13 protein-coding genes are annotated in these 14,384 nt (G+C 53.7%); all 13 read left to right on the forward strand.

All coding sequences use genetic code 11. The features are described from left to right. Positions 1–2 precede the first annotated feature (2 nt). The 13 genes from nuoF to PJE062_RS01700 all read left to right on the forward strand — a co-directional run bounded on the left by nuoF (position 3) and on the right by PJE062_RS01700 (position 14,348). Positions 3–1,304, forward strand: a complete 1,302-nt coding sequence (gene nuoF, locus PJE062_RS01640; RefSeq protein ID WP_008546776.1) for an NADH-quinone oxidoreductase subunit NuoF — start codon at positions 3–5, stop codon at positions 1,302–1,304. Positions 1,305–1,307: 3 nt separating this feature from the next. Next, positions 1,308–1,658, forward strand: a complete 351-nt coding sequence (locus PJE062_RS01645) for a pentapeptide repeat-containing protein (protein WP_008546530.1) — start codon at positions 1,308–1,310, stop codon at positions 1,656–1,658. Then, a complete protein-coding gene (gene nuoG / locus PJE062_RS01650) occupies positions 1,655–3,751 on the forward strand; it encodes an NADH-quinone oxidoreductase subunit NuoG (RefSeq protein ID WP_008546304.1) in 2,097 nt (698 codons plus the stop codon). The genes PJE062_RS01645 and nuoG overlap by 4 nt, the downstream gene beginning before the upstream one ends. A 13-nt stretch (positions 3,752–3,764) precedes the next feature. Next, positions 3,765–4,838: an NADH-quinone oxidoreductase subunit NuoH gene (nuoH, locus tag PJE062_RS01655; RefSeq protein ID WP_008546369.1), complete on the forward strand. Its 1,074-nt coding sequence runs from the start codon at positions 3,765–3,767 to the stop codon at positions 4,836–4,838. Beyond that, positions 4,835–5,071 (forward strand): hypothetical protein, encoded by a 237-nt coding sequence (locus PJE062_RS01660; protein ID WP_037035791.1) that lies wholly within the window; start codon positions 4,835–4,837, stop codon positions 5,069–5,071. The genes nuoH and PJE062_RS01660 overlap by 4 nt, the downstream gene beginning before the upstream one ends. Before the next feature lie 123 nt (positions 5,072–5,194). Beyond that, positions 5,195–5,683 (forward strand): NADH-quinone oxidoreductase subunit NuoI, encoded by a 489-nt coding sequence (gene nuoI / locus PJE062_RS01665; RefSeq protein ID WP_014285948.1) that lies wholly within the window; start codon positions 5,195–5,197, stop codon positions 5,681–5,683. A gap of 75 nt (positions 5,684–5,758) precedes the next feature. Then, entirely contained in the window at positions 5,759–6,373 is a 615-nt protein-coding gene (locus PJE062_RS01670; protein ID WP_008546727.1) for an NADH-quinone oxidoreductase subunit J, read from the forward strand. Positions 6,374–6,484: 111 nt separating this feature from the next. Then, on the forward strand, positions 6,485–6,793 hold the full coding sequence (nuoK, locus tag PJE062_RS01675; protein ID WP_008546212.1) for an NADH-quinone oxidoreductase subunit NuoK: 309 nt from the start codon (positions 6,485–6,487) through the stop codon (positions 6,791–6,793). 7 nt (positions 6,794–6,800) lie between these two features. Beyond that, entirely contained in the window at positions 6,801–8,777 is a 1,977-nt protein-coding gene (nuoL, locus tag PJE062_RS01680; protein ID WP_008546190.1) for an NADH-quinone oxidoreductase subunit L, read from the forward strand. After that, complete coding sequence (locus tag PJE062_RS01685; RefSeq protein WP_008546553.1) at positions 8,777–10,303, forward strand: NADH-quinone oxidoreductase subunit M; 1,527 nt, start codon at positions 8,777–8,779, stop codon at positions 10,301–10,303. Before nuoL ends, PJE062_RS01685 begins: the two co-directional genes overlap by 1 nt. Positions 10,304–10,321: 18 nt before the next feature. Continuing rightward, positions 10,322–11,764: an NADH-quinone oxidoreductase subunit NuoN gene (gene nuoN / locus PJE062_RS01690; protein WP_008546746.1), complete on the forward strand. Its 1,443-nt coding sequence runs from the start codon at positions 10,322–10,324 to the stop codon at positions 11,762–11,764. After that, a complete protein-coding gene (locus PJE062_RS01695) occupies positions 11,730–12,548 on the forward strand; it encodes a biotin--[acetyl-CoA-carboxylase] ligase (RefSeq protein ID WP_208982100.1) in 819 nt (272 codons plus the stop codon). Before nuoN ends, PJE062_RS01695 begins: the two co-directional genes overlap by 35 nt. A gap of 132 nt (positions 12,549–12,680) precedes the next feature. After that, positions 12,681–14,348: a ribonuclease J gene (locus PJE062_RS01700; RefSeq protein ID WP_008546958.1), complete on the forward strand. Its 1,668-nt coding sequence runs from the start codon at positions 12,681–12,683 to the stop codon at positions 14,346–14,348. The last annotated feature ends 36 nt before the right edge of the window (positions 14,349–14,384 follow it).

Consider the following 14,384-nt stretch of genomic DNA (forward strand, 5'->3'; position numbering starts at 1 on the left):
CGATGCTGAACGATTCCGATCGTATCTTCACCAATATCTATGGTCTGCATGACTGGGGTCTCGAAGGAGCACGTCAGCGCGGATCATGGTCTGGTACCAAAGAAATCATTGAAAAAGGTCGTGACTGGATCATCGACGAAATGAAGACCTCCGGTCTTCGTGGTCGTGGTGGTGCGGGCTTCCCAACTGGTCTGAAGTGGTCCTTCATGCCGAAGGAAAGCGACGGTCGTCCGGCCTACCTCGTGGTCAACGCGGATGAGTCCGAGCCGGGCACCTGTAAAGACCGTGAAATCATGCGTCACGATCCTCACCATCTGGTTGAGGGTTGTCTGCTTGCTGGTTTCGCGATGGGTGCTATTGCGGCTTACATCTACGTGCGCGGTGAGTTCATTCGTGAACGTGAACGCCTGCAGGCTGCGATTGATCAGGCTTATGATGCTGGCCTGATCGGCAAAAACAACAAGAACGGCTACGACTTTGATATCTACGTGCACCACGGTGCAGGGGCTTATATCTGCGGTGAGGAAACTGCACTGCTGGAAAGCCTTGAAGGTAAAAAAGGTCAGCCGCGTCTGAAGCCTCCGTTCCCTGCAAACATGGGTATCTATGGCTGCCCAACCACAGTGAACAACGTGGAATCCATTGCTGTTGCGCCGACCATTCTGAAGCGCGGTGGTGCATGGTTCTCCGGCATTGGTCGTGAAAACAACGCTGGTACCAAACTGTTCTGTGTTTCCGGACACGTGAACAAGCCATGTACTGTTGAAGAAGCGATGGGTATCTCCTTCAAAGAGCTGATTGAAAAGCACTGCGGTGGTATCCGAGGCGGCTGGGACAATCTGCTGGCGGTTATTCCGGGTGGTTCTTCTGTTCCTTGTGTGAAGGGCGAAGACATCCGTGATGCGAAGATGGACTTTGACGGTCTGCGCGAAGTTGGCTCCTCGCTGGGTACAGCTGCCGTGATCGTGATGGACAACTCCACCGACATCATCAAAGCGATTGCCCGTCTGTCCTACTTCTACAAGCACGAAAGCTGCGGTCAGTGTACGCCGTGCCGTGAAGGTACGGGCTGGATGTGGCGCGTGATGGAGCGGATGGTCAAGGGCGAGAGCTCTTACGACGAAATTGACATGCTGTTCAAAGTTACCAAGCAGGTGGAAGGTCATACGATCTGCGCGCTGGGTGATGCGGCTGCATGGCCTATTCAGGGTTTGATCAAAAACTTCCGCCCTGTGATTGAAGACCGGATCGACCAGTACGTTGCCAAGCACCGTACACCGACCGACAAGATCGCTGCGGAGTAGGGGATGAAGATCAGAAACGAGAAAAAACGTCTCGATGTAAATGTAAGCGACCTGTCAGGTTCCGTGTTTGATGATTGTGTCCTGTCTGGATGCCGATTTAACAACGTGAACATGTCTGGTGGCCGCATCAACGACGTAAATCTCTCGGGCTGGTCTATCCATGATGCAAATCTCTCGGGTTGGTCAGTCGAGAAAGTCAACTTTTCTGGACTGATCCTTGAAAATGCCAATCTGGCTGGCGCTCAACTTAACAGCTGCCGGCTAGAGGGCATGACCATCGATGGAATTGAAGTGACTGAGCTACTTGAGGCTTACCGAGCCCAGGAAGCTAAGGGTGAGGATGCCAACGCATGACTAAGCTTGTCGTCGACGGCAAAGAAATTGAAGTTCCTGCGGAATATACCGTTATGCAGGCCTGTGAAGAGGCCGGTGCGGAAATTCCAAGGTTCTGTTTTCATGACCGGCTCTCCGTAGCCGGCAACTGCCGCATGTGCCTTGTGGAAGTTAAAGGCGGACCGCCAAAGCCGGTTGCCTCTTGCGCAATGGGCGTGCGCGATCTGCGTCCGGGACCAGAAGGCCAGCCACCAGAGATCTTTACTAAGTCTCCAATGGTGAAAAAGGCGCGTGAAGGTGTGATGGAGTTTCTCCTGATCAACCACCCGCTGGACTGCCCTATCTGTGACCAAGGCGGTGAGTGTGATCTTCAGGATCAGGCCATGGCTTACGGTGTAGATAGTTCGCGCTTTGCTGAAAACAAGCGCGCAGTTGAAAATAAATACATCGGTCCGCTTGTTAAGACGATCATGACACGCTGCATTCACTGCACCCGTTGTGTTCGCTTCACGACCGAAGTTGCTGGTGTTTCCGAACTGGGCCTGATTGGCCGCGGTGAAGACGCCGAGATTACCACTTATCTTGAAGAAGCGCTTTCCTCAGAGCTGCAGGGCAACGTGATTGACCTTTGCCCGGTTGGTGCTCTGACTTCCCGCCCTTACGAGTTTAACGCTCGTCCATGGGAATTGGTGAAGACAGAGAGCGTCGACGTGATGGACGCACTTGGCTCTGCTATCCGTGTTGATACACGCGGTAAAGAAGTCATGCGCATCATGCCTCGCCTCAACGAAGAGGTGAACGAGGAATGGATTTCTGACAAAACCCGTTTCATCTGGGATGGTCTGAAGACGCAGCGTCTGGATCGCCCATATGCGAAGCAGAACGGTAAGCTGGCTCCTGCGAGCTGGACTGATGCTCTGAACGCGGTTGCGTCGAAGGTGAAAGCGGCTGGCGGTGCTAAGACTGCTGCAATCGCTGGTGACCTTGCTTCTGTTGAAGACATGTTTGCGCTGAAGGCTCTCATGGAGAGCATTGGCTCTGTAAACATGGACTGCCGTCAGGATGGCGCTCAGCTTGATCCATCTCTTGGCCGCACAACATATCTGTTTAACTCTTCCGTTGAAGGTATTGAAGACACTGATGTAATTCTTCTCGTGGGTGCGAACCCGCGTGTTGAAGCTCCAGTTCTTAATGCCCGCATCCGTAAGGTTTGGCGTCACGGCGGTGCGAAGATTGGCTTTATCGGCCAGCCTGCAGATCTGACCTATGATGTAGACTATCTTGGCGCTGGTCCAGACACTCTGGCAGACATTGCTTCTGGCAAGAATGCATTTGCAGCGGTTCTGAAGGGTGCGAAGAAGCCAATGATCATCGTTGGTGAAGGCGCAATCGCTCGTGAAGACGGTGCTGCTGTTCTTTCTGCTGCTGCAAAGCTGGCTGAGAGCGTTGGTGCTGTGAGCGATGAGTGGAACGGCTTTAACGTTCTGCACACTGCTGCAAGCCGCGTTGGTGGTCTGGATATCGGATTTGTTCCGGGTGAGGGCGGTCTGGATGCTGGTGGCATTCAGGATGCAGCTGCCAAAGGCGACGTTGATGTTGTGTTCCTGCTTGGTGCAGACGAACTGGACATGTCTTCCTTCGGTGACGCGTTCGTCGTTTACATCGGTACTCACGGTGACCGCGGTGCACACCGCGCTGACGTTATTCTGCCAGGTGCTGCTTACACTGAGAAACCAGGTACCTACGTGAACCTGGAAGGCCGTGTACAGCTGGCTAACCGCGCTGCATTCCCTCCAGGTGATGCGCGTGAGGACTGGGCGATCATTCGTGCACTTTCCGGTGCACTTGGTAAGCCGCTTGCCTTCAACAGCTTTGCGCAGCTGCGCGGTGTACTTGTTGAAGCCGTTCCTCACTTGGCGAACGTAAATTGCATTGCAACCGGTGTGGCTTCGGATGTTTCCAAGCTTGCTGCACGCGGTGGTGACATGAGTGGTGCCGGTTTTGCGCAGGCATTCAGTGATTTTTATCTAACCAACCCGATTGCCCGAGCTTCAGCGGTGATGGCCGAGTGTTCTGCACTTGCCATGCAGCGCCGAGCTGAGGCGGCGGAATAAGGGGACGGTGAGCATGGAAGCTTTTTTCTGGGATTACGGTTGGCCACTGATCATCATGCTCTTCCAGAGCGTGCTGCTGATGGTCGTGCTGCTGCTGATCGTTGCTTACATTCTATACGCTGACCGTAAGATCTGGGCTGCTGTTCAGATTCGTCGTGGTCCTAACGTGGTTGGCCCCTGGGGCTTGCTGCAGAGTTTTGCGGATCTTTTGAAATTCGTTTTGAAAGAGCCAATGATCCCTTCCGGATCTGACAAGTTCCTGTTCTTGTTTGCGCCACTGATTACAGTGGTTCTCTCTCTCGCTGCGTGGGCCGTTATTCCGGTTGCGCAGGGCTGGGTGATTGCAGACATCAACGTGGGTATTCTTTATGTGTTCGCGATCAGCTCCCTTGGAGTTTACGGCGTGATCATCGGCGGTTGGGCTTCCAACTCCAAATACCCGTTCCTGTCAGCACTGCGTTCTGCAGCACAGATGGTTTCTTACGAAGTGTCTATCGGCTTCGTGATTGTGACTGTTCTGCTCTGCGTTGGTTCGCTGAACCTTTCCGAGATCGTTTACGCACAGCAGGCTCGTGGCCTTGCTCATGTGCTGGGCGTTCCGTGGTTGTCCATTCTGAACTGGTACTGGTTGCCGCTGTTCCCAATGTTCGTGGTGTTCTTTGTTTCTGCTCTTGCTGAAACAAACCGTCCTCCATTCGATCTTGCGGAAGCGGAATCCGAACTGGTTGCAGGTTTCATGGTTGAGTATGGCTCTACCCCTTACATGATGTTCATGTTGGGTGAGTACGTGGCGATCTCCCTGATGTGTGGTCTGATGACCATCCTGTTCATGGGTGGCTGGCTGCCTCCGCTGGACATCGCTCCATTCACATGGGTTCCTGGCATCGTCTGGTTCCTGCTGAAATGTCTGCTGGTGTTCTTCTTCATCTCCATGGCGAAAGCAATGGTACCTCGTTACCGCTATGACCAGCTGATGCGTCTGGGTTGGAAAGTCTTCCTGCCGCTGTCTCTGGCAATGGTGTTCATCGTAGCGTTCGTGCTGATGTTCATGGGCTGGACTCCACCGGTCGGCGGATTTGGAGCATGATTTCCATCGCCGGTTTGATCGGCGGTGTGATGGGAATTTACCTTGGATGGCTGAACTACCGTCTCCTTCTTGGATTTATGGAGGCAGCCATCAACAAAGGAAGAGAGCGCAACCCAACCGAAAAAGGCTGGGTTGAGCTGGCGGAACCAACGATCCGCAAAGTCATTTTTACCCTGACGATAATCGGGATCCCGATTATCGGATATCTCGCCGGAGCTAGCATTGCTCCTTAATTCGAGAGGAAAGGGTAACGAGAACCTTGTATGACTTCCTTGAAGTGTTCGCAGGTTCTCTTGGATTGTAATCGATCTTCCATGCCCCCTGGCATGTTCGATCAAGAAAGGGCTGTAAAGGCTATGGGACTGGGACAGGCCGCAAAGTCGTTGCTTTTGAAGGAGTTCGTATCGGCGTTTTTTCTTGCCATGCGTTACTTCTTCAAGCCGAAGCCGACAATCAACTATCCCTTTGAGAAGGGGCCGGTAAGTCCGCGTTTTCGCGGTGAACACGCGTTGCGCCGGTATCCGAACGGAGAAGAGCGCTGCATTGCTTGTAAGCTTTGTGAGGCGATCTGCCCTGCGCAGGCCATTACGATTGAAGCTGGACCGCGTCGTAACGACGGTACTCGCCGTACCACCCGCTACGACATTGACATGACCAAGTGCATTTACTGTGGGTTCTGTCAGGAAGCGTGTCCGGTTGATGCGATCGTGGAAGGCCCGAACTTTGAATTTGCGACCGAGACGCGAGAAGAGCTGTTCTACGATAAGGACAAGCTGCTTGCGAATGGGGAGCGTTGGGAGCGTGAGATCGCTCGCAATATCGAATTGGATGCTCCGTACCGCTAAGGCGGGGGAGTAGGTTGTGTCCGGTTGGGGCTTAGCACTGACCGGGCGAGACAATAGGACAAAGGCAACCTAAAAATGGTTTTGCAGGCCCTGTTTTTCTATCTGTTTGCTGCACTTGCGGTGGCCTCTGCCTTCATGGTGATTGCATCTCGCAATCCGGTTCACTCAGTGCTGTTCCTCATCCTGTGCTTCTTTAATGCAGCCGGGTTGTTTGTGCTGATTGGTGCCGAGTATCTGGCGATGCTTCTGGTTGTTGTCTACGTGGGTGCGGTCATGGTGCTGTTCCTGTTCGTGGTCATGATGCTGGATGTTGACTTTGCTGAGATGCGTCAGGGGTTCTTGCAGTATCTGCCAATCGGCGCGCTGATTGGTGTGATCTTGCTGGTTGAACTGCTGATGGTTGTCAGTGGCTGGTACATCGCTCCTGGCATGCTGGGTGAGGGGTCTGCCCCAACACCTCCTGTTGAGCAGACACAGAATATCGCCGCTATCGGTGAATTGCTTTACACCCGCTACATTTACTGGTTCCAGGTTGCTGGTCTGGTGCTGCTGGTGGCAATGATCGGTGCGATCGTCTTGACCCTTCGTCACAAGCCGGGCGTACGCCGTCAGAATATCTCTGAGCAGGTTGCCCGTCGTCCAGAGACCGCGATTGAAGTGGTCAAGGTTGAAAGTGGCAAGGGTTTGTAAGAGCCGTCTTTGACGGGTCTTCACCATTAATTCGTACCGGAGAAAAGACCTTCATCTGAAGGTTCCTTCTCCGGAGTTTGAATAGAACACGGGGAGCACTGAGAGGCGCCCATGGAAATTGGCTTAGCGCATTATCTCGGGGTCGCAGCGATCCTATTCACCATCGGGATCTTTGGCATCTTCCTCAACCGGAAGAACGTCATCGTCATCCTGATGTCTATCGAGCTCTTACTGCTCGCAGTTAACATCAACCTGGTGGCATTTTCCTACTTCATGCAGGACATGGTTGGTCAGATCTTTGCGCTCCTGGTTCTTACCGTTGCAGCAGCAGAGGCGGCCATTGGTCTTGCTATTCTGGTTGTTTACTTCCGTAACCGCGGCTCTATCGCCGTGGAAGACATCAATATGATGAAAGGCTGAGGGGCGGATGTTTTCAGCAATCGTTTTTCTGCCGTTGCTTGGCTTCCTGATTGTCGGGCTATTCGGCAATCGGCTTGGGGTCAAAGCCAGCGAGTACATCACCAGCGGCTTCATGATTGTCGCAGCCCTTCTGTCATGGGTGGTGTTTTTTCAATACGGGCTTGGTTCAGAAAGCACGCAGCTTATTACCATTTTCCGCTGGATCACCTCTGGGGATCTGTCGGTTAACTGGACAATCCGCGTGGATACACTCACCGCAGTGATGCTGGTGGTTGTGAACTCTGTGTCCTGTCTGGTTCACATTTACTCTATCGGGTACATGCACCACGATCCGCATCGTCCGCGGTTCTTCGCTTACCTTTCGCTCTTCACCTTTGCGATGCTGACACTGGTCACTGCTGATGACCTGCTGCAGATGTTCTTTGGTTGGGAAGGCGTTGGTCTGGCATCTTACCTGCTGATCGGCTTCTGGTACCAGAAACCATCTGCTAACGCGGCTGCGATGAAAGCGTTCATCGTCAACCGTGTGGGTGACTTTGGTTTCGCTCTGGGTATCTTCGGTGTCTTCTACCTGTATGGCTCCATCGACTTCACCTCGATTTTCGCAAGTGGCCCATCTCTTCTTGAGAACAAAGAGCCTGTGCTGAACTTCCTGGGTTATGAGTTGATGGCTGAACCAGCGCTGACAGTTGTTTGTCTGCTGCTGTTCATGGGTGCCATGGGTAAATCAGCTCAGTTCCTGCTTCACACCTGGTTGCCGGATGCGATGGAAGGCCCAACGCCTGTTTCCGCGCTGATCCACGCAGCGACCATGGTGACAGCTGGTGTGTTCATGGTTGCGCGTCTTGCGCCGATCTTTGAACTGGCACCAACTGCGATGACTGTTGTGACCTTCTTCGGTGCGACCACCGCCTTCTTTGCAGCGACCATTGGCTGTGTGCAGAACGACATCAAGCGCGTGATTGCATACTCCACCTGTTCCCAGTTGGGTTACATGTTTGTTGCTCTGGGTGTGGGCGCGTTCGGTGTTGGTATCTTCCACCTGTTCACACACGCCTTCTTTAAAGCGCTTCTGTTCCTTTGTGCTGGTTCCGTTATCCATGCGGTTTCCGACGAGCAGGACATGCGTAAGATGGGCGGCCTGCGCAAGCACATCCCATGGACCTACTGGACCATGATGATTGGTACGCTGGCGCTGACAGGTTTCGGTATTCCAGGCCTCGCTGGTACAGCAGGCTTCGTTTCCAAAGATGCGATCATCGAAGCTGCTTATGTTGGTCATAATGCCTTTGCAAGTTACGCTTATTGGGCGACGGTTCTAGCTGCACTGCTGACAAGCTTCTACAGCTGGCGTCTTGTGTTCATGACCTTCCATGGCAAACCACGTGCTTCTGTTGATGTGATGAAACACATCCACGAGAGCCCATGGGTCATGCTGGTTCCATTGATCCTTCTGTCCATCGGTGCACTGTTTGCTGGTATGGCCTTCAAAGAAGCGTTCATGGGTCATGACTATGCGCACTTCTGGAAGGACGTCTTTGGCGGTACCAACAGTGAGCTTGCTGTGATTGAAGAAATGCACCACGTGCATTGGCTGGTTGCTTGGTCTCCGACCTTCGCAATGATCGCCGGCTTCATCATCGCTTACGTATTCTACATCGCAAAACCAGACATGCCGAAGGCTCTGGCAGAGCGTCATCAGCCACTTTACAAGTTCCTCCTGAACAAGTGGTACTTCGATGAGCTTTATGACTTCCTGTTTGTGAAGCCTGCTATGGCACTTGGCCGCTTCCTGTGGAAGCGTGGTGATGGCACAGTTATCGACGGACTTGGTCCTGACGGTGTTGCCTCACGCGTTCAACAGGTTACCGGTTGGGTTGTTCGCCTGCAGTCTGGCTACATCTATCACTACGCATTCGCCATGTTGATCGGGGTTGCCTTCTTCGTCACCCTGGCCATGTTCTCCGGTGGGGGAGTTCATTAATGAACGACTGGTCCATCCTTTCCATCACAACATTTCTCCCGCTGGTAGGTGTTCTGTTCATCCTACTGGTGCGGGGTGATGATCCAGATGCGAAGACAAACATTCGGCGTGTTGCGCTGATTACAACGACCTTCACATTCATCGTCTCCCTGTTTATCTGGGGCGGGTTCACCAATGAGAACCCAGGCTTCCAGATGGTTGAGAAGTACGACTGGTTCGGTGATACCTTCACCTACCACATGGGTGTGGACGGCATCTCCATGCTGTTCGTCATCCTGACCACTTTCCTGATGCCACTTTGTATTCTGGCAAGCTGGGAAAGCGTTCAGGACCGCGTGAAAGAATACATGATCGCCTTCCTGGTGCTGGAAACACTGATGATCGGTGTGTTCTGTGCGCTGGATCTGGTTCTGTTCTACGTATTCTTTGAGGCTGGCCTCATTCCGATGTTCCTGATCATCGGTGTCTGGGGTGGTCCACGCCGCGTGTACGCAAGCTACAAGTTCTTCCTGTACACCTTGCTCGGCTCCGTGCTGATGCTGGCCGCTATCATGGCTATGTACTGGCAGGCTGGTACGCTGGACATCGTGGAACTGCTTGATAAGAGCGATTTCCCTGCACAGATGCAGACCTGGCTGTGGCTGGCATTCTTCGCAAGCTTTGCTGTGAAGATGCCAATGTGGCCGGTTCACACATGGTTGCCGGATGCGCACGTGGAAGCGCCGACTGCTGGTTCTGTTGTTCTGGCGGCGATCCTCCTGAAAATGGGTGGTTACGGCTTCCTGCGCTTCTCCCTGCCAATGTTCCCGATCGCGAGTGACATGTTCGCGCCACTGATCTTCACACTTTCCATTGTGGCGATCATCTACACCTCTTTGGTGGCGCTGGCTCAAGAAGACATCAAGAAGCTGATCGCTTACTCATCCGTTGCTCACATGGGCTTCGTGACCATGGGTATCTTCTCTGCAAACGCGCAGGGTATTGAAGGCGCGATCTTCATGATGCTGGCGCACGGTCTGATCTCCGGTGCACTGTTCCTGTGTGTTGGTGTGATCTACGATCGCATGCATACTCGTCAGATCACCGCTTACGGTGGCCTTGTGAACAACATGCCGCGTTATGCTGTTGCCTTCATGATCTTCACCATGGCGAACGTTGGTCTGCCAGGCACTGCCGGCTTTGTGGGTGAGTTCCTGACCATGATCGGTGTGTTCCAGGTGAACACTTGGGTTGCGTTCTTTGCTGCAACCGGCGTGATCCTGTCTGCTGCTTACGCTCTGTTCCTCTACCGCCGCGTCGTCTTTGGTGCGCTGGAGAAGGAAAGCCTCAAGTCCATGTTGGACCTGACTGGCCGTGAGAAGCTGATCCTGGCTCCGCTGATCATTCTGACGATCTTCTTCGGGTTTTATCCGGCAGCGCTGCTGGATGTGACGTCCGCGTCCGTTGGTGCCCTTATCGAAAACTACAACGCTGCACTAGAAGCAGGTGGCATTGCCACTCACGCTGCTGCAGCTGTCAGCCATTAACAGGGGAGCTGTGCACTCATGAATGCTGAGCTTCTAGCAATTCCTGATCTGATGCCGGTGATGCCTGAGATCCTTCTGGTTCTCGGTGCCATGGTCCTGCTGATGGTTGGTGCATTTGGTGGAGAGAAATCTACTCCGCTGGTAACGGGTATCTGCGTTGCGTTGCTCACTGTTGCAGGTCTGATCCTGCTGGTGAGCCCGCATTACGGCACCACTTTCAATGGCGCTTTCATTCAGGACGCTTTCTCCCAGTACATGAAAGTGCTGGTGCTGATCGGTTCCGGCTTTGCCATTGCAATGTCCGTTGCGTATGCCCGTTCTCAGAACTTTGACCGCTTCGAGTACCCGATCCTCATCGTGATCGCGACCGTTGGTATGATGCTGATGCTTTCTGCCAACGACCTGATCTCCATGTATCTGGGTGTTGAGCTGCAGTCTCTGGCGCTTTACGTGGTCGCTTCGATCAACCGTGACTCTGTGCGTTCCACAGAGGCTGGCCTGAAGTACTTCGTCCTTGGCGCGTTGTCTTCCGGTATGCTGCTTTACGGTATGTCCTTCATCTACGGCTTTACCGGTCACACTGACTTTGCAGGTATCGCGGCTGCTCTGACTGAAGAGCGCGCGTCTCTGGGTCTGGTGTTCGGTATCGTGTTTATGCTGGCAGGTATTGCCTTCAAGATCTCCGCGGTTCCATTCCACATGTGGACCCCGGACGTTTACGAGGGTGCGCCAACTCCAGTGACTGCCTTCTTCGCGGCAGCACCTAAGATCGCTGCGTTTGGTATGCTGATCCGCGTGCTGATCGAAGCTCTGGGTGACGTGACCACTGACTGGCAGCAGATCGTTGTGTTCATCGCGATTGCCTCCATGGCGCTTGGTGCGTTCGCTGCGATTGGCCAGAAGAACATCAAACGTCTGATGGCTTACTCTTCCATCGGTAACATGGGGTACGCGCTGGTAGGTCTGGCAGCTGGTACCGAGGCTGGTGTACATGGTCTGATCGTCTTCATGACCGCTTACCTTGCGATGACACTGGGTGCGTTTGCCTGCATCCTGTCCATGCGCCGTAAGGAAGGCATGGTTGAAGAGATTTCTGATCTGGCTGGCCTTTCCAAGACCAACCTGCCAATGGCTGTGCTGCTGGCTGTGATCATGTTCTCTCTGACTGGTCTGCCTCCGCTCATCGGCTTCTTCGGTAAGTTCTACGTGTTCATCGCAGCGATGGACGCAGGTCTTGCTCCACTGGTCGTGATCGGTCTGGTGACCAGCGTTGTGGCTGCTTACTATTACCTGCGCGTGATCAAGGTTATGTTCTTTGATGATGCGACTGGCGAGTTCCTGCCAATGTCCGGTGAAATGAAAATTGTGCTGGGTCTTTCCAGTGCGGTTGTCGGACTGTTCTTCATCATGCCAGAGCCAATCATGAATGCTGCTGCCAACGCAGCTGGCGTTCTGTTCTAGTGCATCGATGATGGACCTTGGACAATTAAAAGACGAAGGCCCGGTGCGCTCAGCACCGGGCTTTTGTTTTGAGCACTACGATCAAATCGGTTCCACCAACACCTACGGCCTGCAAAAAGCGCGGGACGGACATCCCGGTAACCTATGGGTGCGCTCCGATATTCAGGTGACTGGACGAGGGCGCCGGGGACGTGAGTGGACTTCTGAATCTGGCAATCTATTTGCTTCTGTTCTGCTGCGTGTGGATGTTCAGAATGAGAAGATTGTTCAACTGCCATTTGTGGCGGCTCTTGCGCTTGGTGAAGCCATTGAGCGGGCAACCGGTGCGCATAATCTGGCGCAGCTGAAGTGGCCCAACGATGTGCTCATTGACGGACAAAAGGTCTCTGGCATCTTGCTTGAGAGCGAAAGTGGGCCTAATGGTGAGCTGTGCCTTGTGTGCGGTTTTGGCGTCAACGTGTCTCATCACCCGGATCTTGGTGATTATGCTGTTACGGATTTGCGCAGCATGGGGTACATGTGCGACCCGAGCCAGGTGTTTGATGCACTTGCGCAAAGCTTCGCACGATGGCTGGAAACGTGGAAAGCGGCCAGTGGGTTTGAGGAGATCAGATCTGCATGGTTGCGGCGCGCCGTGGGGCGTGGGAAACCAATCCGCGTTCGCCTGAGCAATGAAGAATTTTCCGGTGTCTTTATAGATATCGACCAAATGGGCCGACTGATCGTGAAAATGGATCATGGCGGCGAGCGGCTGGTGACAGCCGGTGATGTTTTCTTTTCCTGACGACGTGCAAAGCACGTGTTGCTGGCTTTTGAAGTGACAAAGCCACACGTCTGACAGGACATTGAGTTTATCAGCGTGTTCTTGTTCCGTAACCGGGGCCATTCTGCAGAGCATGCTTTGAAGGAGTCTTAGATGTCGAGCACTGAAGAGCTCGTGTTCCTGCCTTTGGGCGGTGTTGGCGAAATTGGTATGAACCTGGGTCTTTATGGATATGGGCCTGAGGATGATCGTCGCTGGCTGATCGTTGATTTTGGTGTGTCCTTCGCCGGTCCTGAAATGCCGGGTGTGGATTTGGTTCTTCCGGATATTCGGTTTCTGGAAGAAGAGCGCTCCCGCATTGACGGGATTGTCATTACCCACGCGCATGAAGACCACTATGGTGCGCTGTCCTATCTTTGGAAACGCCTTGAACTACCGGTCTATGCCACACCGTTTACCGCACGCCTTCTGGAAGCCAAGCTGATTGGTGATGGAGCGGATTACCAAATTCCAGTGACTGTTGTTAATCAGGGCGATCGGTTCAAAGCCGGTATCTTTGATATTGAGCTGGTGACCATGACCCACTCGATCCCGGAGCCGTGTGCTTTGGCTATCCGTATCGGCGGACAGCTGGTTCTGCATTCCGGTGACTGGAAGATCGATCTGACGCCGGGTGTGGGCAAAGCAATTGACCTTCAGCGCTTGCGTGAGCTGGGCGACGAGGGCGTTGACGTTTTTGTCTGCGACAGCACCAACGCGGTCCGCGATGGGGTGAGCCCGAGTGAAGCGGATGTGAAGGAAGAGCTGACCCGCATCATCAAGGAAGCACCAAACCGCGTGGCTGTGACCACGTTTGCCTCCAACGTTGCGCGTATGCGTGCGGTGGCGGAAGCGGCGATGGCTGCGGAACGTGAGATTGTGGTGATTGGCCGGTCCATGCAGCGAACTGTCGAGATTGCCCGCGACCTTGGATACCTTGATGGTTTGGCTCCATTCCGTGATGAAGAGACCTATGGCTCTTTGCCGCGTGATAAGGTTGTGGCGCTGTGCACTGGTTCTCAGGGTGAAGCGCGTGCTGCAATGGCGCGTATCGCAGGTGATCAGCATCGCCTGATTGGTTTGTCAGCTGGCGATATGGTTATCTTCTCCAGTCGTACCATTCCGGGTAATGAAAAGGCTGTTTACGGCATCATCAACCAGTTGACCCAGCAAGGTCTTCAGGTGGTGACAGACCGTGATGCATTGGTGCACGTTTCCGGGCATCCACGACGTGGTGAGCTGGATCAGGTTTATAACCTTGTGCGCCCGAAGAAGGTTCTGCCGGTTCACGGCGAACCGCTGCATTTGCAGTGCCATAAGGACTTTGCCGAGAGCAAAGGCGTGAAAGACGTCAAGATCATCCGTGATGGCGACATGGTTCGTCTGCATCCGGGTGGGCTGAAGGTCATTGATGAAGCGCCGGCTGGTATCCTTGTTCGCGATGGTCGTCTGGTGGCAGCTCCGGAAGAGACTGGCGTGCAGGAGCGCCGCAAGCTTTCTTATGGCGGCTGCGTGACGGTTTCGCTCATCCTTGATGGTCGTGGTGAGTTGCTGGGTGACATTGATGTGGTGTTGTTTGGCATGCCGGATGAGACTGAGGATGGTACACCGTTTGAGGACGCTGTTCGTGATGCGGTTTATGGTGCTGTGATTTCCATTCCGAAGAGCCGTCGCCGTGATGTTGAACTGGTTCGCGAAGCGGCGCGCCGGGCAGGGCGTTATGCGGTTGTGGAGCATTGGGGCAAGAAGCCACTTTGCAAAGCGCTGGTGCAACGCGTCTGAATTGCTTCGTACGATTTGAGATTTTGAAGGCCGCAG

It is taken from the genome of Pseudovibrio sp. JE062 (genome assembly GCF_000156235.1).
Lineage (GTDB): Bacteria > Pseudomonadota > Alphaproteobacteria > Rhizobiales > Stappiaceae > Pseudovibrio.